The sequence below is a fragment of the Micromonospora sp. 067-2 genome, from assembly GCF_046549295.1.
GTDB lineage: Bacteria > Actinomycetota > Actinomycetes > Mycobacteriales > Micromonosporaceae > Micromonospora.
The window spans coordinates 88,285-115,250 of the sequence record NZ_JAJPWB010000004.1 but is presented as its reverse complement, the minus strand read 5'-3'; the positions used below and the strand labels follow the sequence as shown (position 1 = coordinate 115,250).

Below are 26,966 nucleotides of genomic sequence, written 5' to 3'. Positions count from 1 at the left end.
CCCCGCAGTCGCGAACGAAAGGCAAGCCCGGTGAGCGCGGAGACGGACGAGCGGGTGGAGACGACGTGGCAGACGCTGCGTCGGGGGTTGGCGCTCTCGCCGGAGTTGCGGACCGGGCTGGCCGGCACCCTGGCCCTGGCGCTGGTGTACATGGTCGGCCGGGTGGCCGTGCCGGTCGCCGTGCAGCAGGGCATCGACCGGGGCATCATCGGCGGCCTGAACCTGGACGTGGTCTGGTCGGTGGTGGCGATCACCGGGGCGATCCTCGTGGTCACCACGGTCTGCGGCTACCTGATGATGCGCCGACTGTTCACCGTCAGCGAGACGGCGTTGGCGAACGTGCGGACCCGGGCGTTCCGGCACGTCCACGACCTGTCGATGCTGCACCAGCAGTCGGAGCGTCGTGGCTCGCTGGTCTCCCGAGTCACCAGCGACGTCGACCAGATCACCCAGTTCCTCCAGTGGGGTGGGGTGATCCTGCTGGTCAACCTCGGCCAGCTGGTGGTCACCACGGCCGTGATGCTGGCGTACTCCTGGCAGTTGACCCTGGTGGTGCTGGCGGCCTTCCTGCCGGCGGTGTTCATCATCCGGCAACTGCAACGCCGCCTCGGCTCGGCGTACGCGACGGTGCGTGAGCGCACCGGCACGCTGCTCGGCGCCATCGGCGAGAGCGTGGTGGGCGCGCCGGTGATCCGTGCGTACGGCATCGCGGGCCGCACCGCTCGCCGGCTGGACGACGCCATCGACAGCCAACGCGCGGCGCAGCAGCGGGCCATCCGGATCAGCATCGTGGGCAGTTCGGTGGGTGAGCTGGCCGCCGGTGTGGCGTTGGCCGGTGTGGTGGTGCTCGGGGTGACGCTGGGGGTCGACGGCACGTTGTCGATCGGTCAGCTGACCGCGTTCCTGTTCCTGGTGACGCTGTTCATCCAGCCGGTGCAGATCGCCACCGAGGTGCTCAACGAGGCGCAGAACGCGATAGCGGGCTGGCGGCGGGTGTTGGACGTGTTGGACGTCGCCCCGGATGTCGCCGACCCGGGGGAGCAGGGGCGGGAGTTGCCGGGCGGGCCGTTGGACATCCGGTTCGCCGGGGTGCGGTTCGCCTATCCGGGTGGCCCGCCGGTGCTGCAGGACATCGACCTGGACATCCCGGCGAAGAGTCGGGTGGCGGTGGTCGGCGAGACCGGCAGCGGCAAGACCACCTTCGCGAAGCTGCTGACCCGGCTGATGGATCCGTCGGGGGGTGCGGTGCTGCTGTCCGGGGTTCCGCTGTCGGAGGTCCGGTTCGACTCGCTGCGGTCGCGGGTGGTGATGGTGCCGCAGGACGGGTTCCTGTTCGACGCGACGGTCGGGGACAACGTCCGGTTCGCCCGGCCGGATCTGACCGACGAGCAGCTCACCGCCTCCTTCAGCGAGTTGGGCCTGGCGGACTGGTTGGACGGCCTGCCGGCCGGTTTGGACACTCCGGTCGGTGAGCGTGGGGAGGCGCTCAGCGTGGGGGAGCGGCAGTTGGTGGCGCTGGCCCGCGCGTACGTGGCCGATCCGGACCTGCTGGTGCTGGATGAGGCGACCAGCGCGGTCGACCCGGCGACCGAGGTGCGGCTGCAACGCGCCCTGGACGCGGTGACCCGGGGTCGGACCACCCTGGCCATCGCGCACCGGCTCTCCACCGCGCAGGCCGCCGACGAGGTGATCGTGGTGGACCGGGGGCGGATCGTGCAGCGCGGCCCGCACGACGAGCTGGTCCGCGACCCCGACTCGATCTACGGCCTGCTGTACGCCTCCTGGCTGGAGCAGACCCGGTGAGGGAAGCACCGGCCACCTGCGCCGGAACGGCTGGACGCCGCCGGCCGGGTGCTCTAGGCTCCGGGTTAGGTAAGCCTAACCTCTGAAGGAGGTCGCCCGATGCGGCCCAGCCCCGCCGAGATCGTTCGTACCCTCGTCGCCGGCCGGCTGCCCGGCCTCGTCCACCTGGCCCATCGGCCGGGCCCGCACCACGCCCGACACGTGACAGACCCGGACGGCCGGGTGCTGCTGCTGGTTCCGGTGGCCAGCCACCTGGCCGCCGCGCTGCGGCCGGCCGCCGGGGGCGCCGACGTCGGGGTGGTGCTGGACGTACTCGACCTGCCGCCCGCCGCCGGCGCACCGGGCCTGGGCCGGGCCTGGGTCTCCGGCTGGGCCGCCGAACTGCACGGCACCGAGGCCCGAGGCGCGGCCGTCGACTTCGCCGCGGTGGACCCGACCGGCGACCTGCTCGACCTGGGCGTCCGCTTCCGGCTGTTCCGCTTCGAGGTGGTCGAGGTGCGCTGGGAGCGCGCCGGCGTCGTTCAGCGGATCGACCCGGGAGAGTACGCCGAGGCCGAGCCGGACCCGGTGCACCCGGTCGAGGCGCGGCTGCTGGCCGACCTCGCCGAACGCGACGCCGCCCCGGTGACGGACTACCTGCGCCGGCAGCTCGGGCTGACCGAGCAGACGCCGGACGGTCCACCCCGGGTGGTGCGCATCGACCGTTACGGGCTGGTGGTCGCCCTCGGCCGGCCCGGCGCCCGGCGACGGGTCCGGCTGGCCTTTCCGTGCCCGGTGGTCGATCCGGTCGAGCTGGCCCGCCTGCTGCCGCCGCTGCGCCGCCCGGCCGAGGCCCACCCGCCGTACTGACCGCGCGCTCGTCTTCGACCAGCACGGACCGGGACGTCCGACCGTGCGCCGGCCGCAGATGCCGTCAGCGGGGTCGATCACGGGTCGCGGCGAGCGCCCACGCCACCAGCGCCGGCTGGCCGAGCAGACGGAGCGCCCGCTTGCGGTCGGTGTCCAGCCCGAAGCCGTCGCGGCGTTCGACGTACTGGGCGATGTTGCCGGGGAACACCCCGACGAAGAAGCCGGCGACCGCCGTACCGAGCAACCGGCGGGCGGGCTGGCGCCATGTCGCCAGCAGTGCCGACCCCAGCGCGATCTCCACGAAGCCGGACGCGACCACGACCTTGTCAGGGTCGGCCGGCAGCCAGGAGGGCACCTGCGCCCGGAACTCGCGGCGCTTCGTCGTCAGGTGACCAGTACCGGTGGTCAGCAGAAGAGCGCCGAGGGCTGCCTGTCCGAGAGCCCGCAGAACGGGTGTGGTCGATCGGCTCATGATCGGCATTCCTGACGTTGTCGGAGGGTGCCAGATACCTGGCATGTCACGGCCCGCAACTGCGCGACGACGATGATCCGGATTCTGTCACGGATGCGACGCCCGGGGCCGCCGATGTTCCCGCACCATCCCCTGCGGAGAGACCACCGCCCACAGTGAGCGCCGCGCCGGCCCGGGGTGGGTCGCCTACGTCGGAAGAGGTCCGGTGAGGTACCGCTGGACGGTGGGGCCGACCATGGCGACCAGGGTCTCCGGATCGGCGGACGCCACGGGTTCCAGCCGGATCACGTGTCGCATCATGGCCAATCCGATCAGCTGGGTGGCGACCAGCGACCCGCGCAGCGGCAGTTCGCCCAAATCGACGTCGAGCTGGTCGAGCACCCGGCGGAGCACCTGCGTGGTGATGAACTCGCGCAACAGCCGTGCGGTCCACTCGTTGCTCACCGCCGAGCGCAGCAGCGCGATCCCGGCGGTGCCGGCGGGAGAGTCCCAGACGCCGAGGAAGGCGCGCACCAACCGTTCGCCGACGCCGTCCTGGCCGCCCGCGAGCACTTTCGGCACCACCTCCCCCGGGTCGACCGGGAAGTTCATCGCGGCCAGGAAGAGCTGGTCCTTGGTGCCGAAATAGTGGTGGACCAGTGCCGGGTCCACCCCGGCGACGCTGGCGATGGCACGGATCGACGCGGCCTGGAAGCCGCGCTGGGCGAACGCTGTCCGCGCAGCGTCGAGGATCGACTCCCGCGTGTCCGGGTTGCCGGGTCGCCGGCCGGTCCGCCGCGCCATCGCCGCCTTTCGTCTCGCCCGCCGGTCAGCCGCTGCGCCGACGCAGGGTGGCCGCCGCGAGCACCAGCGCCAGCACCACCGCGCCGAGCACCACCACCACGTCCCGCCACATCGTGCCGGTCGGCTCGGCGTTGGCGCCGACCTGCTGCAACGCCTCGATGGCGTACGACAGCGGAAAGGCGTCACTGAGCGCCTGGAGCCAGCCGGCCATCTGGTCGCGGGCCACGAACAGCCCGCAGAGCAGCAGTTGGGGAACCACCACGACCGGCAGGAACTGTACTGCCTGGAATTCGGTGCGGGCGAAGGCGCTGCAGAGCAGCCCCAGGGCGACCCCGAGCACCGCGTCGATCACCGCGATCCCGATCACCAGCCCACTGCTGCCGGCGGTGTCCAGGTCGAAGATCCAGTACGCCACTCCGGCGGCGACCGCGGCCTGTGCCGCGGCGGCCAGCCCGAACGCGATGCCGTAGCCGAAGAGCAGGTCGAGCTTGCCCAGCGGGGTGGTGAGCAGCCGCTCCAGGGTGCCGGAGGTGCGCTCACGGAGCATGGCGATGCTGGTCACCAGAAACATGATCACGAAGGGGAAGATGCCGAGCATCACCAGCGCGATCCGGTCGAACACCGACGGTTGACCGGGCGGGGTGGGCTGGTCGGCGTACATGAAGTACACCAGGGTGAGCAGGGCGGACGGCACCACGAGAAGCAGCGCGATGGTGCGCCGGTCGTGCCGGAGCTGGCGCAGGATGCGGGCGGTGGTGGCCGCCAGGATCCGCGGGTTCACGACCGTCCCCCAGTTTCCGGTGCCGCCCCGGCGCTCGCCGCGCCGGCCCGGATCAGCCGCAGGAATGCCTCGTCCAGGTCCTCCACGCCTGCTGCGGCGCGGATCGCGGCCGGGCTGTCGTCGGCGATCAACCGTCCCTCCCGGATCAGCAGCAGCCGGTCGCAGCGGGCCGCCTCGTCCATCACGTGGCTGGACACCAGCAGGGTGGTGCCGGCCGCCGCCATGGAGTGGAACCGGGCCCACAGGTCGGCCCGCAGCACCGGGTCCTGACCGACGGTCGGCTCGTCGAGGATGATCAGCTCCGGCTCACCGACCAGGGCGCAGGCAAGTGAGGCCCGGCTGCGCTGGCCGCCGGAGAGGGTGCCGACCAGTTGGCTGGCCGCCCGGGTCAGCCCGACGTCGCTGATCGCCTTGTCGGCCTCGGCGCGCCCCCGCCCGTGCAGTGCCGCGAAGTAGCGGGCGTTCTCCCGCACGGTCAGGTCGGCATAGACGCTCGGCGCCTGGGTGAGGTAGCCCACCTGGCGCCGCAGCGCGGGCGAGCCGGCCGGTTGGCCCAGCACGGTGACGGTGCCGGAGGTGACCACCTGCACCCCGACCACGGCGCGCATGAACGTCGTCTTGCCACTGCCGCTGGGGCCGAGCAGACCGGTGACGGCGCCGCGCGCGACGGCGCAGCTGATGCCGTCGAGCACCCGTCTCCCGCCCCGGTCGACGACCAGGTCCCGGACCGCTATCGCGTCGTCCATCGCGCACCTCCCACGAACTCATCATCTGTTGAACTCAACGGTAGATGAGATACCGATGGCGGCGCAACGCCGAACACCGTGCACCGAGGTTGAGAACGGGCAGTAGCCTCCGGACCGGACACCAGGTCCGGCAACGGGCATTGCGCCCCGATCGGACGTACGGCACGATGGCGCGGTGGGTCACCCTCCGTTACCGGACAGCGGGTTCCTCGAGGACTGGGCCGCGCGCCTGCGGCAGGCCGCCGAGCGGCCGGTCGTCGGCATCCTGCTGCGCGGCAGTCACGCCCGGCGGGCCGCCACCGCGCACAGCGACGTCGACCTCGACGTGCTGGTCGGCGGCGCCCCGTACGCCGCCCGACGGGCCTACCTGGCCGAGTCCGCCGGCCGGCTCACCCACGTCTCGGTAGCCGCCCGGGACGTCCGCTCCTGGGTGCACCGGCTCGGCGAGCCGGCCGACTGGGCGTTCGGGCTGCCGGTCAGCGCGCCGGCGCGCCTGCTCTGGGCCGACCCGCACTGGCGGCCCCGCATCGACCTGCCGGTGCTCTGCCAGCCCGCCGAACCGCCCCGGCTGGAGGAGCTGATCGCCACGCTCGGTAAGGCCGCCGCCGCCTGGGCCGCGAACGACCGTCTCGGGGTCCGGCTCGCCGCCGCCGACCTGGCCCGGCTCTGCCCCTCGGTGCTGCGCCCGGCCAACCCGTCGGTGCGGGTGTCCTCCCGCCGGGCGGCCTTCGCGGCGGCCCTGGAGCTGCCGATCGCCCCAACCGGCTACCGGGACGACATGCTGCTCTGCCTCGGGCTGCGCCCGGCCCCCACCGCACACCTCTGGGCCGCCGCCGTTCGGCTGGTCGCCGGCACGCTGCCGTTGATCCGCCCGTACGCCGTCCTGATCGCCGAGACGGCCGGCACGGACCTGGCCGACGCCCTGGTCGACGGCCGGCTGGCCCGCTACGTGGCCCAACTGGCCCGGCCCACCGGCCACCCGCCGCGCCCCCGCAGGGAGCCGTCGCCGGTGCCCGCGCCGCGTGCGGGACAATCGGTCACTGTGCCCGTACCTGACGCGCCGACGACCGGCGTCCCCAGCGAACCGACCGGCCCGGCCGCGCCCGCGCCGGCCCGACCGTCCCGGCTCGACCCGGCCATCGCGGCCCAGCTGCGCCGCGGCGCCGACGGCCTGGTCGCCGCCGTGGTCCGCGCGCACGACTCGGGCGAGGTGCTGATGGTCGCCTGGATGGACGACGAGGCGCTGCACCGCACCCTCACCACCGGCCGGGCCACCTACTGGTCGCGCAGCCGGCGCGAATACTGGGTCAAGGGCGCCACCTCCGGGCACCACCAGTACGTCCGCTCCGTCGCCCTGGACTGCGACGGGGACGCCCTGCTGGTGAGCGTGGACCAGGTCGGCGCCGCCTGCCACACCGGGCACCGGACCTGTTTCTTCACCGAGCTTCCGGTGACGGGGGCCCGGTGAGCGCGAGGAGTGCAGCGCAGCGGAGCCCCGCAGTCGCGAACGAGAGGCAGGCTCAGCCATGACCGACGGCGCGGTGACCCCCGACCCGGCAACCTTCACCGAGCTGGCCGCGCACTGGCGGGTGGTGCCGGTCACCCGGCGGCTGCTGGCCGACGCCGAGACCCCGGTGGGGGTCTACCGCAAGCTCGCCGGGGGGCCCGGCACCTTCCTGCTGGAGTCGGCCGAACAGGGCGTCGGCTCGGCCGGTATGGCCTGGTCGCGCTACTCGTTCATCGGGGTACGCAGCAGCGCCACCCTCGTCGAGCGCGACGGCGTGGCGACCTGGCTCGGCCAACCGCCCGCCGGGCTGCCAACCGACGGTGACCCGGTGCGGGTGCTGCGGGAGACCGTCGCGGCGCTGGCCGGCCCGGTCGGTGACCCGTCCAGCGGTCTCCCGCCGCTGACCGGGGGCATGGTCGGCTACCTCGGCTACGACCTGGTCCGCCGCTTCGAACGGCTGCCCGAGCTGACCGAGGACGACCTCGGCGTACCCGAACTGGGCATGATGCTCGCCACCGACCTCGTGGTGCTCGACCACTACGACGGCTCGGCGATCCTGGTCGCCAACGCGGTGCTGCCGCCGCTGGACGCCCCGGACCGCGCCGCGCAGGTCGCCGCCGCGTACCACCACGCGGTGGGTCGGCTGGACGCGATGACCTCCGCGTTGTCCCGGCCCATCCCGCCGATGATCTCCACCGTCGAGCGTCCGCCGGCTGGTGAGGTGCACTGCCGCACCCCCGACGGTGGCTACCCGAAGGCGGTGGAGGCTGCCAAGGAGGCGATCCGCGCCGGCGAGTGCTTCCAGATCGTGCTCTCCCAGCGCTTCGAGCGGCCGACCCATGCCGATCCGCTGGACATCTACCGGGTGCTGCGCACCAGCAACCCCAGCCCGTACATGTACCTGCTGCGCTTCGACTCGTTCGACATCGTCGGCTCGTCCCCCGAGGCGCACCTGAAGGTCACCACCGCCGCCAACGGCGAACGGCGCGCGTTGCTGCACCCGATCGCCGGCACCCGGCCGCGCGGCGACACCGCGGCCGCCGACGCGGGCCTCGCCGCCGAACTGCTCGCGGACCCGAAGGAGCGGGCCGAGCACGTCATGCTGGTCGACCTGGGCCGCAACGACCTGGGCCGGGTCTGCCGGCCGGGCAGCGTGGAGGTGCCCGAGTTCGCCACCATCGAGCGGTACAGCCACGTGATGCACATCGTCTCCACGGTGACCGGCACGCTGCGGGACGACCGCAACGCGTTCGACGCGCTCGCCGCGACCTTCCCGGCCGGCACGCTCTCCGGTGCGCCCAAGGTGCGCGCCATGGAGATCATCGAGGAGCTGGAGCCGGTACGCCGCGGCCTCTACGGCGGCACCGTCGGCTACTTCGGCTTCGGCGGCGACCTGGACATGGCGATCGCCATCCGGACGGCTCTGATCCGCGACGGCCGCGCCTACGTACAGGCCGGCGCGGGGGTGGTCGCCGACTCGGACCCGGCCGCCGAGGACCAGGAGACCCGCAACAAGGCCGCCGCCGTGCTGGCCGCCATCGCCGCCGCCGAGACGCTGCGGCCGGCCCGGTGAGCGCGAGGAGTGCAGCGCAGCGGAGCCCCGCAGTCGCGAACGAGAGGTCGGCACCGGTGAGCGCGAGGAGTGCAGCGCAGCGGAGCCCCGCAGTCGCGAACGAGAGGTCGGCACCGGTGAGCGCGAGGAGTGCAGCGCAGCGGAGCCCCGCAGTCGCGAACGAAAGGTCGGCACCGGTGAGCGCGAGGAGTGCAGCGCAGCGGAGCCCCGCAGTCGCGAACGGAAGGTCAGCTCGGTGAGCGACGCGAGGAGCGCGGGGCGGCGTCAGTTGGCGTACGCCATGGTGCTCTGCCTGGTCGGCGCTGGCCTGGCGCTGTGGGCGACGACCCGGAGCTGGTCGGTCGAGCTGACGGTCCGACCGGCGCCGCTGCCGCCGGTGCGCGACGCCCGCAGCGGCGCGGCCCTGCTGCCCTGGTTGCCGGCGCTGGCCCTGGTCACGTTGGCCGGCGGCGGCGCGGTGCTGGCCACCCGGGGTCGGCTGCGGCGACTCCTCGGCGTGCTGCTCGGTGCGCTCGGGGTGGCCGTGGCGGCCGGCGGCGGGTACGGGCTGGTCGCTGACCTGGACGGCGTGGTGAGCCGGCAGTGGCCGGCGCTCTGCCTGCTCGGCGGCCTGCTTGCCGTGGCGGGTGGCGGTTGGACGGCGCTGCGCGGTGGTGGTTGGCCGGCGATGGGTGCCCGGTACGAGCGGCGGTCGACGAGCACGGAGGGTGCGCAGGCGCCGGCTGGTCCGGTCACCGGTCGGCGAACCACGGAGGCGTGGGACGCGCTGGACCGGGGCGAGGACCCGACCGACCGCTGACGCGCCGGTCGGCCTGCCGGCTCGACGGCCGGCGACCCGGCCGCCGGTGGGTCTGAGCGCCGCGGCACTGGCTGGCCGTCAGCCGACCGGCTGAGGCTCCCGCTGCTGGTCGCGGGCGGCGGCACGGGCGGCGGTCAGTTCGGCCACCAGGCGGTCCAGTTCGGCGCGCTGGTCGGCGCGGGCCCGGTCGGCGCACACCGCCTCCCAGGCGTTGCCGCGCGCGGTCCGCATCCGTCCCTCGCCGACCACGGCACGCTCCAGCGTGTGCACCATCCCGACGGCGAGCGACGCGACGGTCCGCGAGATGGTGGTCAGCCCGATGGGCGGGATCGTCTCAATGCTCATGGTCACCTCGCACGAGAAACTGGCGACGGTCGGGCAGGCGCACCGTCGAGTCTGCCCGAGGACGATGCTGGCCGGCTGACGTTTCGCCGGGGTGACCGCCCGGTCAACTGTCCCGCCTCGGCCCCGACCAGGCACCGGCCGTTCGGCCTTGAGCTTGCTCACAGCATCGACCGCGGTAACTGTGGCTCAGCGCCGATCCCGGACCGGTGGCATGATCGATGGGTCGGCCCGCTTCGATCCGGTCGGCGCGCTCCGTCGTACGGCGGCGGTCGACACCGGAGGTGGCGCTGCGTGACATCCCGTGCACGGCAAGTCGGCCATTATGCCGCAGCCCTTTTCGTGAGCCGCGCCATACCCCCGGCTCCCGGCCTCGGTCGGCTGCCCCTAGCATCGGCCCATGACACCCGGAGAGGGGAGTCCGCTGGTGACTGCTGAGCATGCGCACGCGGAGGGGGACGAGGCCGGTCAGGCTGCGTCCGTAAGCGTGCTCGACGAGATCCTGGCCGGCGTGCGCGAGGACGTCGCCCGGCGCCAGGAAGAGGTTCCGCTGGAGCGGATCCGTGAACTGGCCGCGGCGGCGCCGCCGCCGCTGGACGCGTACGCGGCGCTGCGCAAGCCCGGCGTGGCCGTCATCGCCGAGGTGAAGCGCTCCTCGCCGTCGAAGGGCCGGCTGGCCGAGATCGCCGATCCGGCAGACCTCGCCGTCGACTATGCGGCCGGCGGGGCGCGCGCGATCAGCGTGCTCACCGAGGGGCGCTGGTTCGGCGGCTCACTGGACGACCTGGCTGCCGTCCGGGCCGCGGTCACCGTGCCGGTGCTGCGCAAGGACTTCGTGGTTTCCAGCTACCAGGTGCACGAGGCACGTGCGCACGGCGCCGACCTGGTTCTGTTGATCGTCGCCGCCCTCGAGCAGAACGTGCTGATGGGTCTGCTGGAGCGGATCGAGTCGCTGGGCATGACCGCTCTGGTCGAGGTGCACGACGAGGAGGAAGCCGACCGTGCACTGGAGGCCGGCGCGCAGGTGATCGGGGTCAACGCCCGTGACCTGCGTACCCTGGAGGTCGACCGGTCGGTGTTCGAGCGGATCGCGCCCGGCCTGCCGAGCAGCGTCGTCAAGATCGCCGAATCCGGCGTACGCGGCCCGCACGACCTCATCCGGTACGCCTCCGCGGGCGCGGACGCGGTCCTCGTCGGCGAGGGCCTGGTCACCCAGAAGAGCCCTCGCGAGGCGGTCGCCGAGCTGGTCAACGCCGGTAACCACCCGGCAACGCCCCGGCCGGTGCGCTGACCCCGCGCCGGTGACGCCCCACCGAGAGGAATTCCGATGAGCGCCGACGCGCTGGCCCCGGTGGCCGGTCTGCAGCCCGACTCCGCCGGCCACTTCGGCCGCTTCGGCGGTCGGTTCGTGCCCGAGGCCCTGGTGGCCGCGCTCGACGAGCTCGACGGGGCATGGCGTACGGCGATGGCGGACGAGTCCTTCCGGGCCGAGTTCGGCGCGCTGCTGCGCGACTACGCGGGTACGCCGTCGCTGCTCTACGAGGCCCGGCGGTTCTCGGCGAAGGTCGGCGCCCGGGTGCTGCTCAAGCGTGAGGACCTCAACCACACCGGCGCGCACAAGGTGCGCAACGCGCTCGGCCAGGCGCTGCTCACCAAGCGGATGGGCAAGAGCCGGGTGATCGCGGAGACCGGGGCGGGCCAGCACGGCGTGGCCACCGCGACCGCCGCCGCCCTGTTCGACCTGGAGTGCGTCGTCTACATGGGTGAGGTCGACACCGAGCGGCAGGCGCTCAACGTGGCCCGGATGCGGATGCTCGGCGCCACCGTCGTCCCCGTCACCAGCGGCTCACGCACGCTGAAGGACGCGATGAACGAGGCGATGCGCGACTGGGTGGCCAACGTCGACGAGACGCACTACCTGATCGGCACCGCCGCCGGGCCGCACCCGTTTCCGGCGTTGGTCCGTGATCTCGTCCGCGGCATCGGCGACGAGGCCCGCCAGCAGTGTCTCGACCTGACCGGCGCGCTGCCGGACGCGGTCACCGCCTGTGTCGGCGGCGGGTCCAACGCGCTGGGGATCTTCCACGCGTTCGTGGGTGACGAGGACGTGCGGCTGTACGGCTTCGAGGCCGGCGGCGACGGGCTTGCCACCGGCCGCCACGCGGCCAGCATCACCGGCGGATCGGCCGGCGTGCTGCACGGCAGCCGCACCTACGTGCTGCAGGATGCCGACGGGCAGACACTGGAGTCCCACTCGATCTCCGCCGGCCTGGACTACCCGGGCGTCGGTCCCGAGCACGCCTGGCTGCACGACACGGGCCGGGCCATCTACTCGCCGATCACCGACGACGAGGCGATGGCCGGGTTCGAGCTGCTCTGCCGTACCGAGGGGATCATCCCGGCGATCGAGAGCGCCCACGCGCTCGCCGGCACCGTCGCGCTGGCTCCGAAGCTCGCCGCCGAGCTGGGCCGGGAAGCCACCATCGTGGTGAACCTCTCCGGTCGGGGCGACAAGGACGTGCACACCGCCGGTGACTACTTCGGCATCCTCGACAAGGAGCGGTGAGATGAGCCGGATCGGGGTGGTCTTCGACAAGGCCCGGGCCGACGGACGGGCACTGCTGGTCGGCTGCATGCCGGCCGGGTTCCCGACCGTCGAGGGCAGCATCGCGGCGATGACCGCCATGGTCGAGGCCGGGGTCGACGTCATCGAGGTGGAGATCGCCTACTCGGACCCGGTGATGGACGGACCCGTCATCCAGAGGGCGAGCGACATCGCGTTGGCCGGCGGCGTGCGCACCGCGGACGCGTTGCGGATCATCGAGGCGGTCGCGGCGACCGGCGTGCCGGTCGTCACCATGACCTACTGGAGCCCGATCGAGCGGTACGGCGTGGACGTCTTCGCCCGTGACCTCGCCGCCGCCGGCGGGACCGGCCTGATCACTCCGGACCTCATCCCCGACGAGGCGGACGAGTGGCTGGCCGCCTCGGACGCACACGGGCTGGACCGCACCTTCCTGGTCTCGCCGTCGTCGACCGACGCCCGGTTGGCGATGACCGTCGGGCACTGCCGGGGCTTCGTCTACGCCACCGCCGTGATGGGCGTGACCGGGGCTCGGGCGCGCACCTCCGACGCCGCGCCGACGCTGGTCTCCCGGGTCCGGTCGGTCACCGACCTGCCGGTCGGTGTCGGTCTGGGTGTGGGCACCGGTGCGCAGGCCGCCACCGTCGCCGGGTACGCCGACGGCGTGATCGTCGGCAGTGCTCTCGTGCGCTGCCTGCTCGACGCCCCCACCGAGGCCGAAGGGCTGGCCGCCCTGCGCGCCCTCAGCGCCGAACTCGCCGAGGGCGTCCGGAACCCCACGCGCTGACCGCTGCGCGCTCTGACGCGAACGTGGGCAGTAGCACTCTTCAGCGTGATGCCTCTGAGTCATCAAGATGACTCAGAGGCATCACGCTCACACGGGCGCGAGCCGACCGGCGGCCCGGACTGCGGCGTGGTCCGGCGGGCGGCGGCGCCCGGCGGGCGGGAGGTGGTCGCGGGATCAGGGGCGGTACGGCGAGCCCGCCGCCGCTTCGCCGCGTTGCTCCGGCGGTTGGCCCACCCCCGGTCGCCCGGCCTCGTCGGGCGGCCCGGGCGTCGACGGGGCGTCGCGCAGCACCCCCGGTCGCCCGGCCTCGTCGGGCGGCCCGGGTGTCGACGGGGCGTCGCGCAGCACCCCCGAGCGGCCGGCCACGGCGTCGGTGACGGCGGCCCGGGTGAGCGGAGTTACCGCCGCGGGCAGCGCGGCGGGGTCGTGCCAGGACAGCCGGCAACCCGGCGGCGGCTCCGCACTCGGCCGGAGCCCGGCCGCGCGGGCCCGGAACACGTGCACCAGGACGTCCGGCAGTGGCCCGGCACGCCCGGCCAGCGCGCTCGCCATGGGGCTGGTCAGGTGGTAGACGCCGACCAGGTCGACCAGTTCGATCTCCCAGCCGGTCTCGGCGCGGATGTCCCGCAGGGCCGCACGGACCGGGCTCTCGGCTGGGCGCAGCCTGCCGCCGGGTAGCGCGTACCGGCGCTCGCCCCGGCCCTGCCGGCAGAGCAGCACCCGGCCGGTGTCGTCGGTGACGACCGCGGCGACCGCCCAGGTGAGCGCGCTCATGGACAAAGAGCGTACGGCGGCGCAAACCAGAAGTCACCGGCATGTGCGGGGACTGGCCCGGGGTGCCGCTACGGGGGTGTACAGCGGTAGCGTGTGCACCCGTGACCTTCGCCTCGCTGTCCCCCCAGGCGGCCCTGCCCAGTCCCAGCACCGCGGTCTGGCAGCTCGGGCCGGTGCCGATCCGGGCGTACGCGCTGTGCATCATCCTCGGCATCGTGCTGGCCTGCTGGGTGACCGAGCGCCGGCTGCGCCAGCGCGGCGTCGCGCCCGGCGCGGTGCTCGACATCGCCGTCTGGGCGGTGCCCGCCGGCATCGTCGGCGCCCGGATCTACCACGTGGTCACCTCGCCGGAGAAGTATTTCGGCGCCGGTGGCGACCCGCTCAAGGCGTTCGCCATCTGGGAGGGCGGCCTCGGCATCTGGGGCGCCGTCGCCGGTGGTGCGGTCGGCGCCCTGATCGCGGCCCGACAGCTGGGCATCCCGTTCGGCGTGGTGGCCGACGCGGTGGCCCCCGGGCTGGCGTTGGCCCAGGCGGTCGGCCGGTTCGGCAACTGGTTCAACAACGAGCTGTACGGTGGCCGGACCACGCTGCCGTGGGGTCTGCAGATCCACCGGATGGATCCGGACAATCCGGGCCATGCGCTGCGCGACGACGCCGGCCAACCGATCCTCGAACCGGGTCTCTACCAACCGACCTTCCTCTACGAGGCGCTGTGGAACCTCGGTGTGGTCGCGCTGGTCCTCGTCCTCGACCGGCGGCTGAAGCTGGGTCGGGGCCGGGCGTTCGCCCTCTACGTGATGGGCTACACCGTCGGCCGGTTCTGGATCGAGCTGTTGCGCACCGACGAGGCGAACCACATCTTCGGCGTACGCCTCAACGTCTGGACCGCGGCCCTCGTCTTCCTCGGCGCGTTGATCTACTTCGTGCGGGTCCGCGGCCCCCGGGAGTACCTGATCCCGCTCGGCGCGGCAGCGACGCCGGTCCCGCCCACCTCGTCCGACCTGTCCCAGGTCGACCTCTCCGAGCGGGAGGCGGGCGCGAAGACCGCCGCACCGGAGGGCTACCGCGCGGTCAGCGAGGAGCAGTACCAGGCCTGGCGGGACAGCGGCGTGCTGCCGCCCGAGCCGGTCGACGACGACGCCCGGCCGGAGGACGACGAGCCGCTCGGCGGGCAGGCGCCGGCCGACAGCCCGTCGGCGGACAACCGGGATGGGGACGTCACGCCGGAGCCTCGCGAGGACCGGGCGGACGCTGCCGGCGTCCGCCCCGCCGACCGGGACAGCTGAGCGGGGGCGGCACCGATGCGAAGCGCGGTGGTGGTCGGCGCCGGAGTCGGTGGCCTCGCGGTGACCGGCGCGCTGGCCCGCTCCGGTTGGCAGGTCACCCTGCTGGAACGCGCCGAGCGGGTCCGCCCCGAGCCGACCGCCGTGGTGCTGTGGCCCAACGGCGTCCGCGCGTTGCAGGCCCTCGGCCTCGGGCCCGGTCTGGCCGCGATCGCCACTCCGCTGCCCGATGGCGGGGTGCGCCGCCCGGACGGCCAGTGGCTGGTGCAGCCCCGGCCCGCCCCGGCCGACCGGATGCCGGTGGTGGTGCACCGTGAGGACCTGCACGACGCGCTGATCGCCGGGCTCGGCGACCGGGTCGAGTTGCGCACCGGGGTGACCGTGCGGCACGTCCGGGTCGATCCGGGCCAGCGCCCGGCGGTCAGCGACGGACAGCACACCATCGAGGCCGACCTGGTGGTGGCCGCCGACGGCACGGACAGCGGCATCCGCCGCCAGCTCGCCCCCGAATCGGGTGTGGTCAGCTCCGGTTGCGCCGCGTGGCGGGCGGTCATTCCCTGGTACCGCGCGCCCCAGTTACCCGACCAGCCGGCCGCCGGGGAGGTGCTCGGCGCGGGCTACCGGTTCGTGGCCGCCTCGCTGGGCGAGCGCGGTTCGTCGGGCGGCTCCACCCGGGGAGGCATCTACTGGGTGGCCACCGCCGCTGGCGCGCCACGCCCCGAACCGCCGGAGGTGCAGCTCGCCCTCCTGCGCCGCTGGTACGCCGGCTGGCCGGACCCGATCGGTGCGCTCCTCGACGCCACCGACCCGACCGACCTCGTTCAGCAGGAGGTCCGTGAGCTGCGTCCACTACCCCGCTCGTACGGCTTTCCGGTGGGGCCGGGCGGAGTGGTGCTGCTCGGCGACGCGGCGCACGCCATGCCGCCGCATCTCGGCCAGGGCGCGTGCCTCGCCTTCGAGGACGCCGCCACGCTGGCCTCGCTGCTGCGCGAGACCCGGCTGCCCGACGCCGTGCAGGCGTACGACCGGGTGCGCCGGCCCCGCGCGGCGACCGTGGTCCGCCAGACCCGGCGGATGTCGGCGGTCCTGCAGACCCGGGGCCGGCTGGCGTTGCGCGCGCGGGACGCCGCACTCGGCACGATCAACTCGCGGCTGCTCTCCAGCGCCGCCGCCTCGGCCGCCCAGTGGCGCCCGCCAGCCTGACCGGCGCGCGTGCCGCCCGGCGGTTGGCCGGTGACGGCTTAGGGGATGAGAGCCGTGGGTTCGGCGATGCAGGCGGTGCCGATGCGGCGGAAGCCGGCCCGCAGGTACACCCGGGCGATGTCCTCACTGCCCGCGGAGAGGAAGATGAGGTCGGTGCCGGCGGCGCGTAGCTCCCGGGCCAGGGTGGCGGTGAGGGCGGCGCCCAGTCCGCGCCGGCGAGCGGCCGGCAGGGTGGCCACCCCGGCGATCTCGGCGACGTCGCCCACCCGCATCGCCATGCCGCTGGCCAGCGCGCCCTCGGTCGGCGTACCGGCCAGTGCGGAGATCCGCGAGCCGTCGGCGGTCCGGGCCCGCTCCTCCTCCAGCGCGGCCTGCTCCACCTCGGTGACCGAGGCGTCCCGCTCGGCCGGGCCGGCGTCGCCACGCGCGGTACCGGCGGCGGAGAACGACACGGCGGCCACGGCCCGGCGACCGGCCACGTCGGCCCCGAAGTCGGGTGAGTCCGCCGACAGCACCCGCACCGGTACGTCGGACAGCGTCGCCGGGTCGGGCAGCGCGGCCGGGTCGAGCACCATCAGCGGCGCCTCCAGCACGTTCAGCCCCGCCGAGCGGGCCACCGCCAGCAACTCGGGGGTGGTCTCGTGCACCCACTCGAAGGCCTCCGGCAGGCCCAGCTCACGCTGCCGTTCACGGACCGAGGTCACGTCGGCCAGTGACGGCGGCTCGGTGGCGTCGATCCGGGGGCGGGCGTAGAACGGCCACCCGGCGCCGTCGCGGACGAACAGCACCAGCCCGCCGTACTCCTCGACACCGGCGACGCCGCGTGGCACCGCGTCGTAGAAGCGTTCCAACCGGGCAAAGGTGTCGTTGTTCAGCGCATCCACCGCGCGAGACTACACGTCCCAAACTCTGGACGGTGTGATCAATCTTGAGTGGCCTTGCGCCCCTCGCCCTAACGTAGACTCAATAGACCCACGGGCCGACGTCGTCCCCACCACGAACCAACCTGAGTGACGACAGGAGGCCCGGTGGCTCAGTCGTACCCGCACAACGCACAGCCGTACCCGCACAGCCCGCCAGCGTCCCCGACGCCCGGCCCCCGCCCGCCCGCCCAGGGCCTCTACGACCCGGCCCAGGAGCACGACGCCTGCGGGGTGGCCTTCGTGGCGGACCTGCACGGTCGACGCTCGCACTCGGTGGTCGCCAACGGGCTCGGCGCGCTCTGCCGGCTGGACCACCGGGGTGCCCGCGGCGCGGAGCCCAACACCGGCGACGGCGCGGGCATCATGATCCAGGTTCCGGACGCGTTCCTGCGTGCGGTGGCCGGCGTCGCGCTGCCTCCGGTCGGCGAGTACGCCACCGGCCTGGTCTTCCTGCCCGACGACGACGCCGCCGAGGCCCGCGCCCGCCGGGTCGTGGAGAAGTACGCGCTGGTCGAGGGGGCTGACCTGCTCGGCTGGCGGGACGTGCCGACCGACCCGGACGGGCTCGGCGAGACCGCCCTGGCGGCGATGCCCCGGGTGCGGCAGCTCTTCCTGGCCGCGCACCGGCTCACCGACGCACCTGACGGCCCGGCCGGTTCCGCGCTGAGCGGTGTCGAGCTGGACCGGGTGGCGTTCTGCCTGCGCAAGCAGGCCGAGCGGGAGACCGCCGAGCGGGGTGTGCCGGCATACTTCCCGTCGTTGTCCAGCCGCACGATGGTCTACAAGGGGATGCTCACCCCCGACCAGCTGCCCGCGTTCTATCCGGACCTGCGCGACGAGCGGGTGGACAGCGCGATCGCGCTGGTGCACTCCCGGTTCTCCACCAACACGTTCCCGTCCTGGCCCCTCGCCCATCCGTACCGGTTCATCGCCCACAACGGCGAGATCAACACGATCCGTGGCAACCGCAACTGGATGCAGGCCCGCGAGGCGCTCCTGCGCTCGCCGAACGTGCCGGGCAACATCCGGCGTGTCTTTCCGGTCTGCACCCCCGGCGCCTCCGACTCGGCGAACTTCGACGAGGTCCTGGAGCTGCTGCACCTGGCCGGGCGGAGCCTGCCGCACGCGGTGCTCATGATGATCCCCGAGGCGTGGGAGAACGACCCCGGCATGCAGCCGGACAAGCGAGCCTTCTACCGCTTCCACGCCAGCCTCATGGAGCCGTGGGACGGGCCGGCGTCGGTGGCCTTCACCGACGGCGAGGTCGTCGGTGCGGTACTGGACCGCAACGGGCTCCGCCCGGGGCGCTGGTGGCAGACCGACGACGGCCTCGTGGTGCTCGGTTCCGAGGCGGGCGTGCTCGACCTCGACCCGGCCCGGGTGGTCGCCAAGGGCCGGCTCCAGCCGGGCAGGATGTTCCTGGTCGACACCGTCGCCGGCCGGATCGTGCACGACGAGGAGGTCAAGTCCGAGTTGGCGGCCGCGCGGCCGTACGGCGAGTGGCTGCACGCTGGGCTCATCGAGCTGGACGACCTGCCCGCCCGTGAGCACACCGTCTACACCCACGACTCGGTCCGCCGTCGCCAGCAGACCTTCGGCTACACCGAGGAGGAGCTGAAGATCCTGCTCGCGCCGATGGCCCGTACCGGCGCCGAGCCGCTCGGCTCGATGGGCACGGACACTCCGATCTCGCCGTTGTCCACCCGGCCACGGCTGCTCTACGACTACTTCCACCAGCTCTTCGCCCAGGTCACCAACCCTCCACTGGACGCGATCCGTGAGGAGCTGGTGACCAGCCTGGCGTCGACCATCGGGCCGGAGGGCAACCTGCTCGATCCGGGCGCGGCGAGCTGTCGGCAGATCGTGCTGCCGCACCCGGTGATCGACAACGACGAGCTGGCGAAGATCCTCTCCATCGACGAGGACGGCGATCTGCCCGGCTTCAAGGCGGTCCGGGTGTCCGGGCTGTACCGCATCCGGGAGGGCGCCGCCGGGCTCAAGGCGCGGCTCACCGAGATCTGTCGGCACGTCTCCGAGGCGATCGAGGACGGCGTCCGCATCCTGGTGCTCTCCGACCGGGACTCCACCGCCGACCTGGCACCGATCCCGTCCCTGCTGCTCACCGCCGCCGTGCACCAGCACCTGGTGCGCGAGCAGACCCGTACCCGGGCAGCGCTGATCGTGGAGTCCGGCGACTGCCGCGAGGTGCACCACGCGGCGGTGCTGATCGGCTACGGCGCGGCGGCGGTCAACCCGTACCTGGCCTTCGAGTCGGTGGAGGACATGATCTCCACGGGCACCCTGGCGGGCGTGCAGCCGGCGGCCGCCGTGCGGAACTACGCCAAGGCGCTCGGCAAGGGCGTTCTGAAGATCATGTCGAAGATGGGCATCTCGACGGTCTCGTCGTACTGCGGTGCGCAGGTCTTCGAGGCGGTCGGCCTGGACAGCAGGCTGGTCGAGCGCTACTTCCGGGGCACCCCCAGCCGGATCGGCGGGGTGGGGCTGGCCGGCGTGCACACCGAGGTCGCCGCCCGGCACGCGCTGGCGTGGCCGCCGGCGGGCACCCCCGCGTCCGACCGGCTGGAGGTCGGCGGCGAGTACCAGTGGCGCCGCGAGGGTGAGCTGCACCTGTTCAACCCGGAGACGGTCTTCCTACTCCAGCACGCCACCCGCAGCCGGCAGTACGACGTCTTCCGGCAGTACACGGCGAAGGTCGACGCGCTCGCCGCGCAGGCCGGCTCGCTGCGCGGGCTGTTCACCCTACGGACCGGGGTCCGTCCGGCGGTGCCGATCGAGGACGTCGAGCCGGCCACCGAGATCGTCAAGCGGTTCGCCACCGGCGCCATGTCGTACGGGTCGATCTCCGCGGAGGCGCACGAGACGCTCGCCATCGCGATGAACCGGCTCGGCGGCAAGTCCAACACCGGCGAGGGCGGCGAGGACGTCGAGCGATTGCACGACCCGGCCCGCCGTTCCGCGGTCAAGCAGATCGCCAGCGGCCGGTTCGGTGTCACCAGCGAATACCTGGTCAACGCCGACGACATCCAGATCAAGATGGCCCAGGGTGCCAAGCCGGGCGAGGGTGGTCAACTGCCCGGCAACAAGGTCTGGCCGTGGATCGCCCGGACCCGGCACGCCACCCCGGGCGTCGGCCTGATCTCCCCGCCGCCGCACCACGACATCTACTCCATCGAGGACCTCGCCCAGCTGGTGCACGACCTGAAGTGCGTCAACCCGGCCGCCCGGGTGCACGTCAAGCTGGTCAGCGAGGTCGGCGTGGGCACCGTGGCGGCGGGCGTCGCCAAGCTCAAGGCCGACGTCATCCTGATCTCCGGTCACGACGGCGGCACGGGCGCCTCCCCGATGAACTCGCTCAAGCACGCCGGCACCCCGTGGGAGCTGGGGCTTGCCGAGGCGCAGCAGACGCTGCTGCTCAACAAGCTGCGCGACCGGGTCACCGTGCAGGTCGACGGCCAGCTCAAGACCGGCCGGGACGTGCTGGTCGCGGCGTTGCTCGGCGCGGAGGAGTTCGGCTTCGCGACCGCGCCGCTGATCGTCGCCGGTTGCGTGATGATGCGGGTCTGTCACCTGGACACCTGCCCGGTGGGCATCGCCACCCAGAACCCGGTGCTGCGGGAGCGGTTCACCGGCCGCCCGGAGTTCGTGGAGAACTTCTTCCTGTTCCTCGCCGAGGAGGTCCGGGGATACCTGGCCGAGCTGGGCTTCTCCTCGATCGAGGAGGCGATCGGGCAGACCGAGCTGCTCGACGTCGCCCCGGCGGTGGCGCACTGGAAGGCGTCCGGGCTCGACCTGGCCCCCGTACTCCATCTGCCGGAGCTGCCCGCCGGCGCCGCCCGGCGGGGGGTGCGCGCGCAGGATCACGGCCTGGAGCACGCCCTGGACAACGAGCTGATCGCGCTGGCCCGTCCGGCGCTCTCCGATGCGGCGCCGGTGCGGGTCGAAGTGGCGGTGCGCAACGAGCACCGCAGCGTCGGCGCGATGCTCGGCGGCGAGGTGACCCGCCGCTACGGCGGCGGCGGTCTGCCCGACGACACCATCGAGTTCGTGCTGCACGGCACCGCGGGGCAGTCGTTCGGCGCGTTCCTGCCGCGCGGGGTGACCCTGCGGCTGCACGGCGACGCCAACGACTACGTGGGCAAGGGCCTGTCCGGCGGGCGGATCGTCGTCCGTCCGGACGCCGCCGCGCCGTTCCTCGACGCCGACGCCGAGCCGGGGCAGCGGGCCGAGGACCAGATCATCGCCGGCAACACCATCCTGTACGGCGCCACCGCCGGCGAGGTCTTCCTGCGCGGTCGGGTGGGGGAGCGGTTCGCGGTGCGCAACTCCGGCGCGGTCGCCGTGGTCGAGGGTGTGGGTGACCACGGTTGCGAGTACATGACCGGTGGGACGGTGGTGGTGCTCGGCGCGACCGGCCGCAACTTCGCCGCCGGGATGTCCGGCGGCACGGCGTTCGTGCACCAGGTGGACCGGGCTCGGGTCAACGCGGAGCTGGTGGACCTCGCGCCGCTGGGCGAGCAGGAGCAGACGCTGCTGCACGAGTTGGTCCAGCGGCACGTGGCCGAGACCGGGTCGGCGGTCGCCGAGGAGCTGCTCAAGCGGTGGCCCGACGCGCTGGCCGAGTTCACCGCGGTGGTGCCCCGCGACTACCGCCGGGTCATGGAGATCATGCGAGCCGCCGAAGCCGCCGGCCGCGACGTCGACGACGCGGTGATGAGCGCACTCAGCGTGCCGGCCGCGCCGCTGCCGCCCGCCCCGCGGGCGGCTGCCCAGGAGGTGGCTCGTGCCTGACCCGAACGGTTTCCTGCGCTACGACCGGCGACTGCCGGCGCGCCGTCCGGTGTCGGTGCGGATCAGCGACTGGCGTGAGGTGTACCCGTCGGCCGGCGAGGAGCTCATCCGCGAGCAGGCCACCCGCTGTATGGACTGCGGCATCCCGTTCTGCCACAGCGACACGGCCGGCTGCCCGCTGGGCAACCGCATCCCGGACTGGAACGACCTGGTCCGTACCGGCAACTGGGACGCCGCGGTGGAGTCGTTGCACGCCACCAACAACTTCCCGGAGTTCACCGGCCGGCTCTGCCCGGCGCCCTGCGAGGCGGCCTGCGTGCTGGGCATCGCCGGCGGCCAGCCTGTGACGATCAAGCAGATCGAGGTGGAGATCGCCGACGCGGCGGCGGCACGGGGCTTCGCTCCCCGTCCGGTGCCGGCGCCGTCCGGCCGGTCGGTCGCCGTGATCGGTTCCGGGCCGGCCGGCCTGGCCGCCGCCCAGCAGTTGGTCCGCGCCGGTCACGCGGTGACGGTGTACGAGCGTGACGACGCGATCGGCGGCCTGCTCCGGTACGGAATCCCCGACTTCAAGTTGGAGAAGCGCCACATCGACGCCCGGCTGGCGCAGTTGACCGCCGAGGGGGTGCGCTTCCGCACCGGGGTGAACGTCGGGGTGGACGTCACCGCCGAGCAGGTGCGCGCCGAGCATGACGCGGTGTTGCTGGCCTGCGGCGCGTTGCAGGGCCGGGACAGCCCGGAGACTCCGGGTCGGGCGCTGCGGGGCGTACACCAGGCGATGTCGCATCTGGTCGCGGCGAACCGCGCGGTCGCCGCCGCGGCCGCCGACCAGCCCGGCGTCACGACGACCGGCGAGGGCCGGGCGGCTCGTGCCGTGCTGCCGGACGGCACACCGATCGACGCGGCCGGTAAGCACGTCGTGATCATCGGAGGTGGTGACACCGCGGCCGACTGCCTCGGCGTGGCGCACCGGCAGGGCGCGGCCGGCGTCCACCAGCTCGACCTGTACCCGCAGCCGCCGCAGGAGCGCGACGAGGCCCGGGACCCGTGGCCGACCTGGCCGTGGGTGCTGCGCAGTTACCCGGCGCACGAGGAGGGCGGCGAGCGGGTCTTCGCCGTGGCGGTGCAGGAGTTCGTCGACGACGGCACCGGGCAGGTACGAGCGGTGCGGATCGCCGAGGTGACGGTGGAGAAGCGCGACGGCCGGCGGACGGTCACCGTGCTGCCCGGTTCGGAGCGGGAGATCCCGGCGGACCTGGTGCTGCTGGCGATCGGTTTCGAGGGCACCGAGGAGCAGCCGCTGCTGGCGCAGTTCGGCGTGACCCGGAATCCTCGGGGCGCCGTCGACGCCCGCGACGACTGGCAGGCCGACGCCGACGGAGTGTTCGTCGCCGGTGACATGCACCGGGGCGCGTCCCTGATCGTCTGGGCCATCGCCGAGGGGCGTGCGGCGGCTGCGGCCATCCACGGCTATCTGGGCGGGGTGGGCGCGCTGCCCGCGCCGGTGGACCCGGCTCGGCAACCTCTCGCCGCTCGCTGATCGGACGGACACGGTTCACGGCGGGCCGCCTCGGGTGGCCCGCCGGCCGCTCGGCGTCCAACTGAGACAGCGGTCACCCGGCGTGGTCGTCCCACCGGACAGAACGATGCGAAGATCATCGTTACGCTGCGGTCATGGACGTCGAAGAGCGCCTGCGGCGGGCCCGCCGGTGGCTGTGGGTCGTACTGGTTGGGCTGTTCCTGAGCGGAGCCACCGCGTTCCCGCTCGAGATCGAGGTGCGCTGGCTGCTGCGGGCGCTGGATCCGCTCGCCGGCCAACTGCCGGCACTGGTCGACTGGATCGAGCGGGTCCACACCGGTCTGGTCACCGCCGGCGCGGACTACCCGTTCCTGCTCTACGGCACCGACTGGTTGGCGTTCGCCCACCTGGTGCTCGCGGTGGCCTTCTGGGGGCCCGTTCGTGACCCGGTGCGCAACGTCTGGGTGGTGCAGGTCGGCATGATCGCCTGCGCGGGCATCATCCCGCTGGCGCTGATCTGCGGCCCGATCCGGGAGATCCCGTGGTTCTGGACGCTGATCGACATCTCCTTCGCCGTGGGGGCGTTCCCGCCGCTCTGGTTCGCCTACCGGCACATCCGTGCCGTCGAGACGAACGCGGCCGAGGCGACCGGCGCGGGCCAGGCGTCTCGCCTCCCCGCGCAGGCGAGCTGAATCGCGCGAGCTGAGTCGGCCCGTCCGGGCGGAAGCGTCAGCGCGGGCGGCAGCGCCGACGACGGGAGGCCCGCCACCCATGGGCAGCGGGCCTCCCGGCTCGTGTCGGTGCTCAGTGCAACAGTTCGTGGGCCTCACGGATCTTGGCCCAGGACTTCGGCTCGGTCGGCGGTGCGGCCTTGCGCGCGGCCGAGGCCACGTCGGGCCGGCCGGCGGTGAAGAGCCAGGTGGTGAACAGCTCGTCCAGGTCCAGTCCGGAGATCCGCTCCGCGAGGGCCTGGAACTGCTCGATGGTGCCGTTGCCATAGCGGTGCTCGGCGGTCCAGGCCGGCAGGATCTCGAAGAACGCGTCGTCGCCGACCGCCAGCCGCAGCTGGTGCAGCGTCATGGCGCCCCGGTCGTAGACGGCGTCGTCGAAGACCCGGCTGGCGCCCGGGTCACCGGGCAGCACCTGCCAGAAACCCGAGTCCGCCGGGTAGCTGGCGTAGGTGAAGTCGAACACCTCCTGGGCGGTGCCCTCGCCCTGCTCCTCCGACCAGAGCCACTCGGCGTACGAGGCGAAACCCTCGTTGAGCCAGATGTTGCGCCAGTCGGCCACCGAGACCGAGTCGCCGAACCACTGGTGGCCGTTCTCGTGCACCACCACGTACGTGTTGGCGCCGCGCCGCCAGAAGCCCGGGCCGTACACCGGTCGGGTCTGCGTCTCCAGCGCGAAGCCGATGCCGTCGACCGGCCCGGCCACGCCGCCCCGCGCCTCGAACGGGTACGGGCCGAAGATCCCGCTCTCCCAGTCGACGATCTCGGCGGTCCGCTCGATGCTGGCCCGCGCGGCCGGCCCGAGCGCGCCCAGCGAGGTGCTGTACGCGTTGATCACCGGCTGGCCGCCCGGCGTGGTGTCGGTGACGATGTCGTACTGGCCGATGGCCACAAAGGCCAGGTAGGTGGCGGTGGGTGAGGTGGTCCGCCAGATCCACCGGGTGCGGTTGCCGGCCTCGGCCAGCGGCGGCCGGGGCTGCACACCGTTGCTGATCACCTCGACACCGGTGGGCACCGACACGGAGATGTCGAAGGTGGCCTTGTCCAGTGGGTGGTCGTTGCTCGGGAACCACCACCACGCCGCCTCGGGCTCGTTGACCGCGAGGGCCCCGTCGTCGGTGCGCGTCCAGCCGGTGTAGCCACCGACCAGGGTCTCCGACGGGATGCCGTCGTAGCGCACCACGATGGTGAGCTGCTGGCCCCGGGTCACCGTACGGGCCGGGGTGACCACCAGTTCGTGTGTGCCCTCGGTGCTGGTGCTCGCCACCCAGCCGTTGACCCGTACGGACTCGACGTCGAGCAGGAAGTCGAGGTTGAACCGGGAGAGGTCCTGTGTGGCGGTGGCGAGGATGGTGGTGGTGCCGGTGAGTCGGTCGGTGGCCGGGTCGTAGCGGAGCCGGACGTCGTAGTGCGAGACGTCGTAGCCGCCGTTGCCGTAGTCGGGGAAGTAGCTGTCGCCCAGGCCGGGCGCGCCGGGTTGCGGGGCGACCGTGACGGTGGGCCGGCCCCAGCCCGTCGGGGCGGCCTGGCCAGGGGTGCCGGCGAGCATGGTGCCGGCGGTGGTGAGGGTCAGGGCGGCGGTGGCCGCCGTGAGGACTCGTCGCACGAGGTGGACTCCCTCCATCGGGGTGTTCGCACCGCAAACCTAATCGACAACTGTGAACGTCGCCGACCCGCCGCGCGTCCAGGTCGAGCTATTCCTTTGATCTATCTGTTTCGATACTATTACCGACTAGTAACAACCCCTGGCCACGCGCGCGGTCACAGGATCCCACCACCCCTGTCCTGTGGAGGTCCGTCATGCCCCACCGCCCGCTGGCCCGCGCCCTTGCCGCGCTGGTCGCCCTCTGCTCCGCCGCCCTCGGGGCCGTGCTCGTCCCCGGCACCGCCCAGGCCGCCGCCGTCAACTACGTCGCGCTCGGCGACTCGTACTCCTCCGGTGTCGGCGCCGGCCCGTACGACTGGTCCACCTGCCTGCGCAGCCAGAAGTCGTACGCCCCGCTCTGGGCGGCCGCCCACGGCGTGACCAGCTTCCGGTTCCCGGCCTGCGGTGGCGCGGTCACCGCCGACGTGCTCAACAGCCAGGTCAGTGCCCTCAGCGCCAGCACCACCCTGGTGACCATCACCATCGGCGGCAACGACGCCGGCTTCGCCGACGTGATCACCAGCTGCCGGTTCGGCAGCACCTCGTCCTGCACCAACGCCGTCAACACCGCCAAGACCTTCGCCACCACGACACTGCCCGGCCGGCTCGACGCCACCTACGCCGCCATCCGCGACCGGGCACCGAACGCCCGGCTCATCGTCCTCGGTTACCCGCGACTGTTCGAGACGACCTCCTGCGGCTGGTTGGCGATGAGCACCTACAAGCGCACCATCCTCAACGAGGCCGCCGACGTGCTCGCCTCGGTCACCGCCGGCCGGGCCAACGCGGCCGGCGCGACCTTCGCCGACACCCGGCCCTACTTCGCCGGGCACGGCGTCTGCGCCGGCGACCCCTGGATCAACGACGTCAGCGGCATCGTCGAGGCGTACCACCCGGACGCCGACGGCTACCGCTACGGCTACCTGCCGGCGCTGAACGCGGTCACCGGCTGAGGTCAGCTGGGACGAGCTGAGGCGGTCCGCGCCGTCCTACCCGAACCGGCCGGCGGTCGAGCGTCCCCTGTGGGCGCCCGGCCGCCGGCCGGCCTCCGTCGTTGTG

22 protein-coding genes and 1 pseudogene are annotated in these 26,966 nt (G+C 73.3%); 15 read left to right on the top strand and 8 right to left on the bottom strand.

The genetic code is table 11. The features are described from left to right. Nucleotides 1-30 precede the first annotated feature (30 nt). Nucleotides 31-1,803 (top strand): ABC transporter ATP-binding protein, encoded by a 1,773-nt coding sequence (locus ACLJN9_RS10300; protein WP_410810917.1) that lies wholly within the window; start codon nucleotides 31-33, stop codon nucleotides 1,801-1,803. 99 nt (nucleotides 1,804-1,902) lie between these two features. Then, a complete protein-coding gene (locus ACLJN9_RS10295) occupies nucleotides 1,903-2,652 on the top strand; it encodes a DUF2470 domain-containing protein (protein WP_410810916.1) in 750 nt (249 codons plus the stop codon). A gap of 64 nt (nucleotides 2,653-2,716) precedes the next feature. Here ACLJN9_RS10295 and ACLJN9_RS10290 read toward each other — a convergent pair whose 3' ends face one another. The 4 genes from ACLJN9_RS10290 to ACLJN9_RS10275 all read right to left on the bottom strand — a co-directional run bounded on the left by ACLJN9_RS10290 (nucleotide 2,717) and on the right by ACLJN9_RS10275 (nucleotide 5,434). Beyond that, nucleotides 2,717-3,124: a hypothetical protein gene (locus ACLJN9_RS10290; RefSeq protein WP_410810915.1), complete on the bottom strand. Its 408-nt coding sequence runs from the start codon at nucleotides 3,122-3,124 to the stop codon at nucleotides 2,717-2,719. 186 nt (nucleotides 3,125-3,310) lie between these two features. Further along, nucleotides 3,311-3,907, bottom strand: a complete 597-nt coding sequence (locus ACLJN9_RS10285) for a TetR family transcriptional regulator (protein ID WP_410810914.1) — start codon at nucleotides 3,905-3,907, stop codon at nucleotides 3,311-3,313. A gap of 25 nt (nucleotides 3,908-3,932) precedes the next feature. Then, entirely contained in the window at nucleotides 3,933-4,688 is a 756-nt protein-coding gene (locus ACLJN9_RS10280; protein WP_410810913.1) for an ABC transporter permease, read from the bottom strand. Continuing rightward, nucleotides 4,685-5,434: an ABC transporter ATP-binding protein gene (locus tag ACLJN9_RS10275; RefSeq protein ID WP_410810912.1), complete on the bottom strand. Its 750-nt coding sequence runs from the start codon at nucleotides 5,432-5,434 to the stop codon at nucleotides 4,685-4,687. The genes ACLJN9_RS10280 and ACLJN9_RS10275 overlap by 4 nt, the downstream gene beginning before the upstream one ends. A 175-nt stretch (nucleotides 5,435-5,609) precedes the next feature. Between ACLJN9_RS10275 and ACLJN9_RS10270 the strand changes: the two are divergent. The 4 genes and pseudogenes from ACLJN9_RS10270 to ACLJN9_RS10255 form a co-directional block, all read left to right on the top strand. Continuing rightward, nucleotides 5,610-6,296, top strand: a pseudogene (locus ACLJN9_RS10270) (phosphoribosyl-AMP cyclohydrolase); the annotation flags it as partial. Between the two features lie 180 nt (nucleotides 6,297-6,476). Continuing rightward, entirely contained in the window at nucleotides 6,477-6,902 is a 426-nt protein-coding gene (hisI, locus tag ACLJN9_RS10265) for a phosphoribosyl-AMP cyclohydrolase (RefSeq protein ID WP_410811434.1), read from the top strand. Nucleotides 6,903-6,960: 58 nt separating this feature from the next. Beyond that, nucleotides 6,961-8,514: an anthranilate synthase component I gene (locus tag ACLJN9_RS10260; RefSeq protein WP_410810911.1), complete on the top strand. Its 1,554-nt coding sequence runs from the start codon at nucleotides 6,961-6,963 to the stop codon at nucleotides 8,512-8,514. A gap of 235 nt (nucleotides 8,515-8,749) precedes the next feature. After that, a complete protein-coding gene (locus tag ACLJN9_RS10255) occupies nucleotides 8,750-9,313 on the top strand; it encodes a Trp biosynthesis-associated membrane protein (protein ID WP_410810910.1) in 564 nt (187 codons plus the stop codon). A 78-nt stretch (nucleotides 9,314-9,391) separates the two neighbouring features. Here the strand turns inward: ACLJN9_RS10255 and ACLJN9_RS10250 are convergent, their stop codons facing one another. Beyond that, nucleotides 9,392-9,658 (bottom strand): hypothetical protein, encoded by a 267-nt coding sequence (locus ACLJN9_RS10250; protein WP_410810909.1) that lies wholly within the window; start codon nucleotides 9,656-9,658, stop codon nucleotides 9,392-9,394. Nucleotides 9,659-10,142: 484 nt separating this feature from the next. Here ACLJN9_RS10250 and trpC point away from each other — a divergent pair, with 484 nt between their 5' ends. Genes trpC through trpA form a run of 3 tightly spaced genes read left to right on the top strand, consistent with a single transcriptional unit; the run spans nucleotide 10,143 to nucleotide 13,026 of the window. Beyond that, nucleotides 10,143-10,946: an indole-3-glycerol phosphate synthase TrpC gene (trpC, locus tag ACLJN9_RS10245; protein WP_410811433.1), complete on the top strand. Its 804-nt coding sequence runs from the start codon at nucleotides 10,143-10,145 to the stop codon at nucleotides 10,944-10,946. A gap of 36 nt (nucleotides 10,947-10,982) precedes the next feature. Further along, a complete protein-coding gene (gene trpB / locus ACLJN9_RS10240; RefSeq protein ID WP_410810907.1) occupies nucleotides 10,983-12,221 on the top strand; it encodes a tryptophan synthase subunit beta in 1,239 nt (412 codons plus the stop codon). Between the two features lies 1 nt (nucleotide 12,222). Next, nucleotides 12,223-13,026, top strand: coding sequence for a tryptophan synthase subunit alpha (trpA, locus tag ACLJN9_RS10235; protein WP_410810906.1), 804 nt, complete (start codon nucleotides 12,223-12,225; stop codon nucleotides 13,024-13,026). Nucleotides 13,027-13,200: 174 nt separating this feature from the next. Here trpA and ACLJN9_RS10230 read toward each other — a convergent pair whose 3' ends face one another. Further along, nucleotides 13,201-13,800, bottom strand: coding sequence for an NUDIX hydrolase (locus tag ACLJN9_RS10230; protein WP_410810905.1), 600 nt, complete (start codon nucleotides 13,798-13,800; stop codon nucleotides 13,201-13,203). A gap of 101 nt (nucleotides 13,801-13,901) precedes the next feature. Between ACLJN9_RS10230 and lgt the strand changes: the two genes are divergently transcribed. Together lgt and ACLJN9_RS10220 are read left to right on the top strand one after the other, a co-directional pair. Then, nucleotides 13,902-15,086, top strand: a complete 1,185-nt coding sequence (lgt, locus tag ACLJN9_RS10225) for a prolipoprotein diacylglyceryl transferase (protein WP_410810904.1) — start codon at nucleotides 13,902-13,904, stop codon at nucleotides 15,084-15,086. Nucleotides 15,087-15,101: 15 nt separating this feature from the next. Then, nucleotides 15,102-16,286: an FAD-dependent oxidoreductase gene (locus ACLJN9_RS10220; RefSeq protein ID WP_410810903.1), complete on the top strand. Its 1,185-nt coding sequence runs from the start codon at nucleotides 15,102-15,104 to the stop codon at nucleotides 16,284-16,286. Nucleotides 16,287-16,324: 38 nt separating this feature from the next. On the opposite strand, the gene ACLJN9_RS10215 is transcribed toward ACLJN9_RS10220, so the two are convergent. Further along, nucleotides 16,325-17,170 carry a GNAT family N-acetyltransferase gene (locus tag ACLJN9_RS10215; RefSeq protein ID WP_410810902.1) on the bottom strand — a complete coding sequence of 282 codons (846 nt, stop codon included), beginning with the start codon at nucleotides 17,168-17,170 and terminating at the stop codon, nucleotides 16,325-16,327. Nucleotides 17,171-17,314: 144 nt separating this feature from the next. On the opposite strand from ACLJN9_RS10215, the gene gltB reads away from it, so the two are divergent. The 3 genes from gltB to ACLJN9_RS10200 all read left to right on the top strand — a co-directional run bounded on the left by gltB (nucleotide 17,315) and on the right by ACLJN9_RS10200 (nucleotide 24,226). Further along, nucleotides 17,315-22,018 carry a glutamate synthase large subunit gene (gene gltB / locus ACLJN9_RS10210; protein WP_410810901.1) on the top strand — a complete coding sequence of 1,568 codons (4,704 nt, stop codon included), beginning with the start codon at nucleotides 17,315-17,317 and terminating at the stop codon, nucleotides 22,016-22,018. Continuing rightward, nucleotides 22,011-23,555 (top strand): glutamate synthase subunit beta, encoded by a 1,545-nt coding sequence (locus ACLJN9_RS10205; RefSeq protein WP_410810900.1) that lies wholly within the window; start codon nucleotides 22,011-22,013, stop codon nucleotides 23,553-23,555. The genes gltB and ACLJN9_RS10205 overlap by 8 nt, the downstream gene beginning before the upstream one ends. A gap of 134 nt (nucleotides 23,556-23,689) precedes the next feature. Continuing rightward, the gene (locus ACLJN9_RS10200) at nucleotides 23,690-24,226 is read left to right on the top strand and encodes a hypothetical protein (protein WP_410810899.1); all 537 of its coding nucleotides are present in this window, start codon (nucleotides 23,690-23,692) and stop codon (nucleotides 24,224-24,226) included. Nucleotides 24,227-24,338: 112 nt separating this feature from the next. Here the strand turns inward: ACLJN9_RS10200 and ACLJN9_RS10195 are convergent, their stop codons facing one another. Further along, complete coding sequence (locus tag ACLJN9_RS10195; protein WP_410810898.1) at nucleotides 24,339-25,868, bottom strand: M1 family metallopeptidase; 1,530 nt, start codon at nucleotides 25,866-25,868, stop codon at nucleotides 24,339-24,341. Between the two features lie 194 nt (nucleotides 25,869-26,062). Between ACLJN9_RS10195 and ACLJN9_RS10190 the strand changes: the two genes are divergently transcribed. Further along, the gene (locus ACLJN9_RS10190; protein WP_410810897.1) at nucleotides 26,063-26,860 is read left to right on the top strand and encodes an SGNH/GDSL hydrolase family protein; all 798 of its coding nucleotides are present in this window, start codon (nucleotides 26,063-26,065) and stop codon (nucleotides 26,858-26,860) included. The last annotated feature ends 106 nt before the right edge of the window (nucleotides 26,861-26,966 follow it).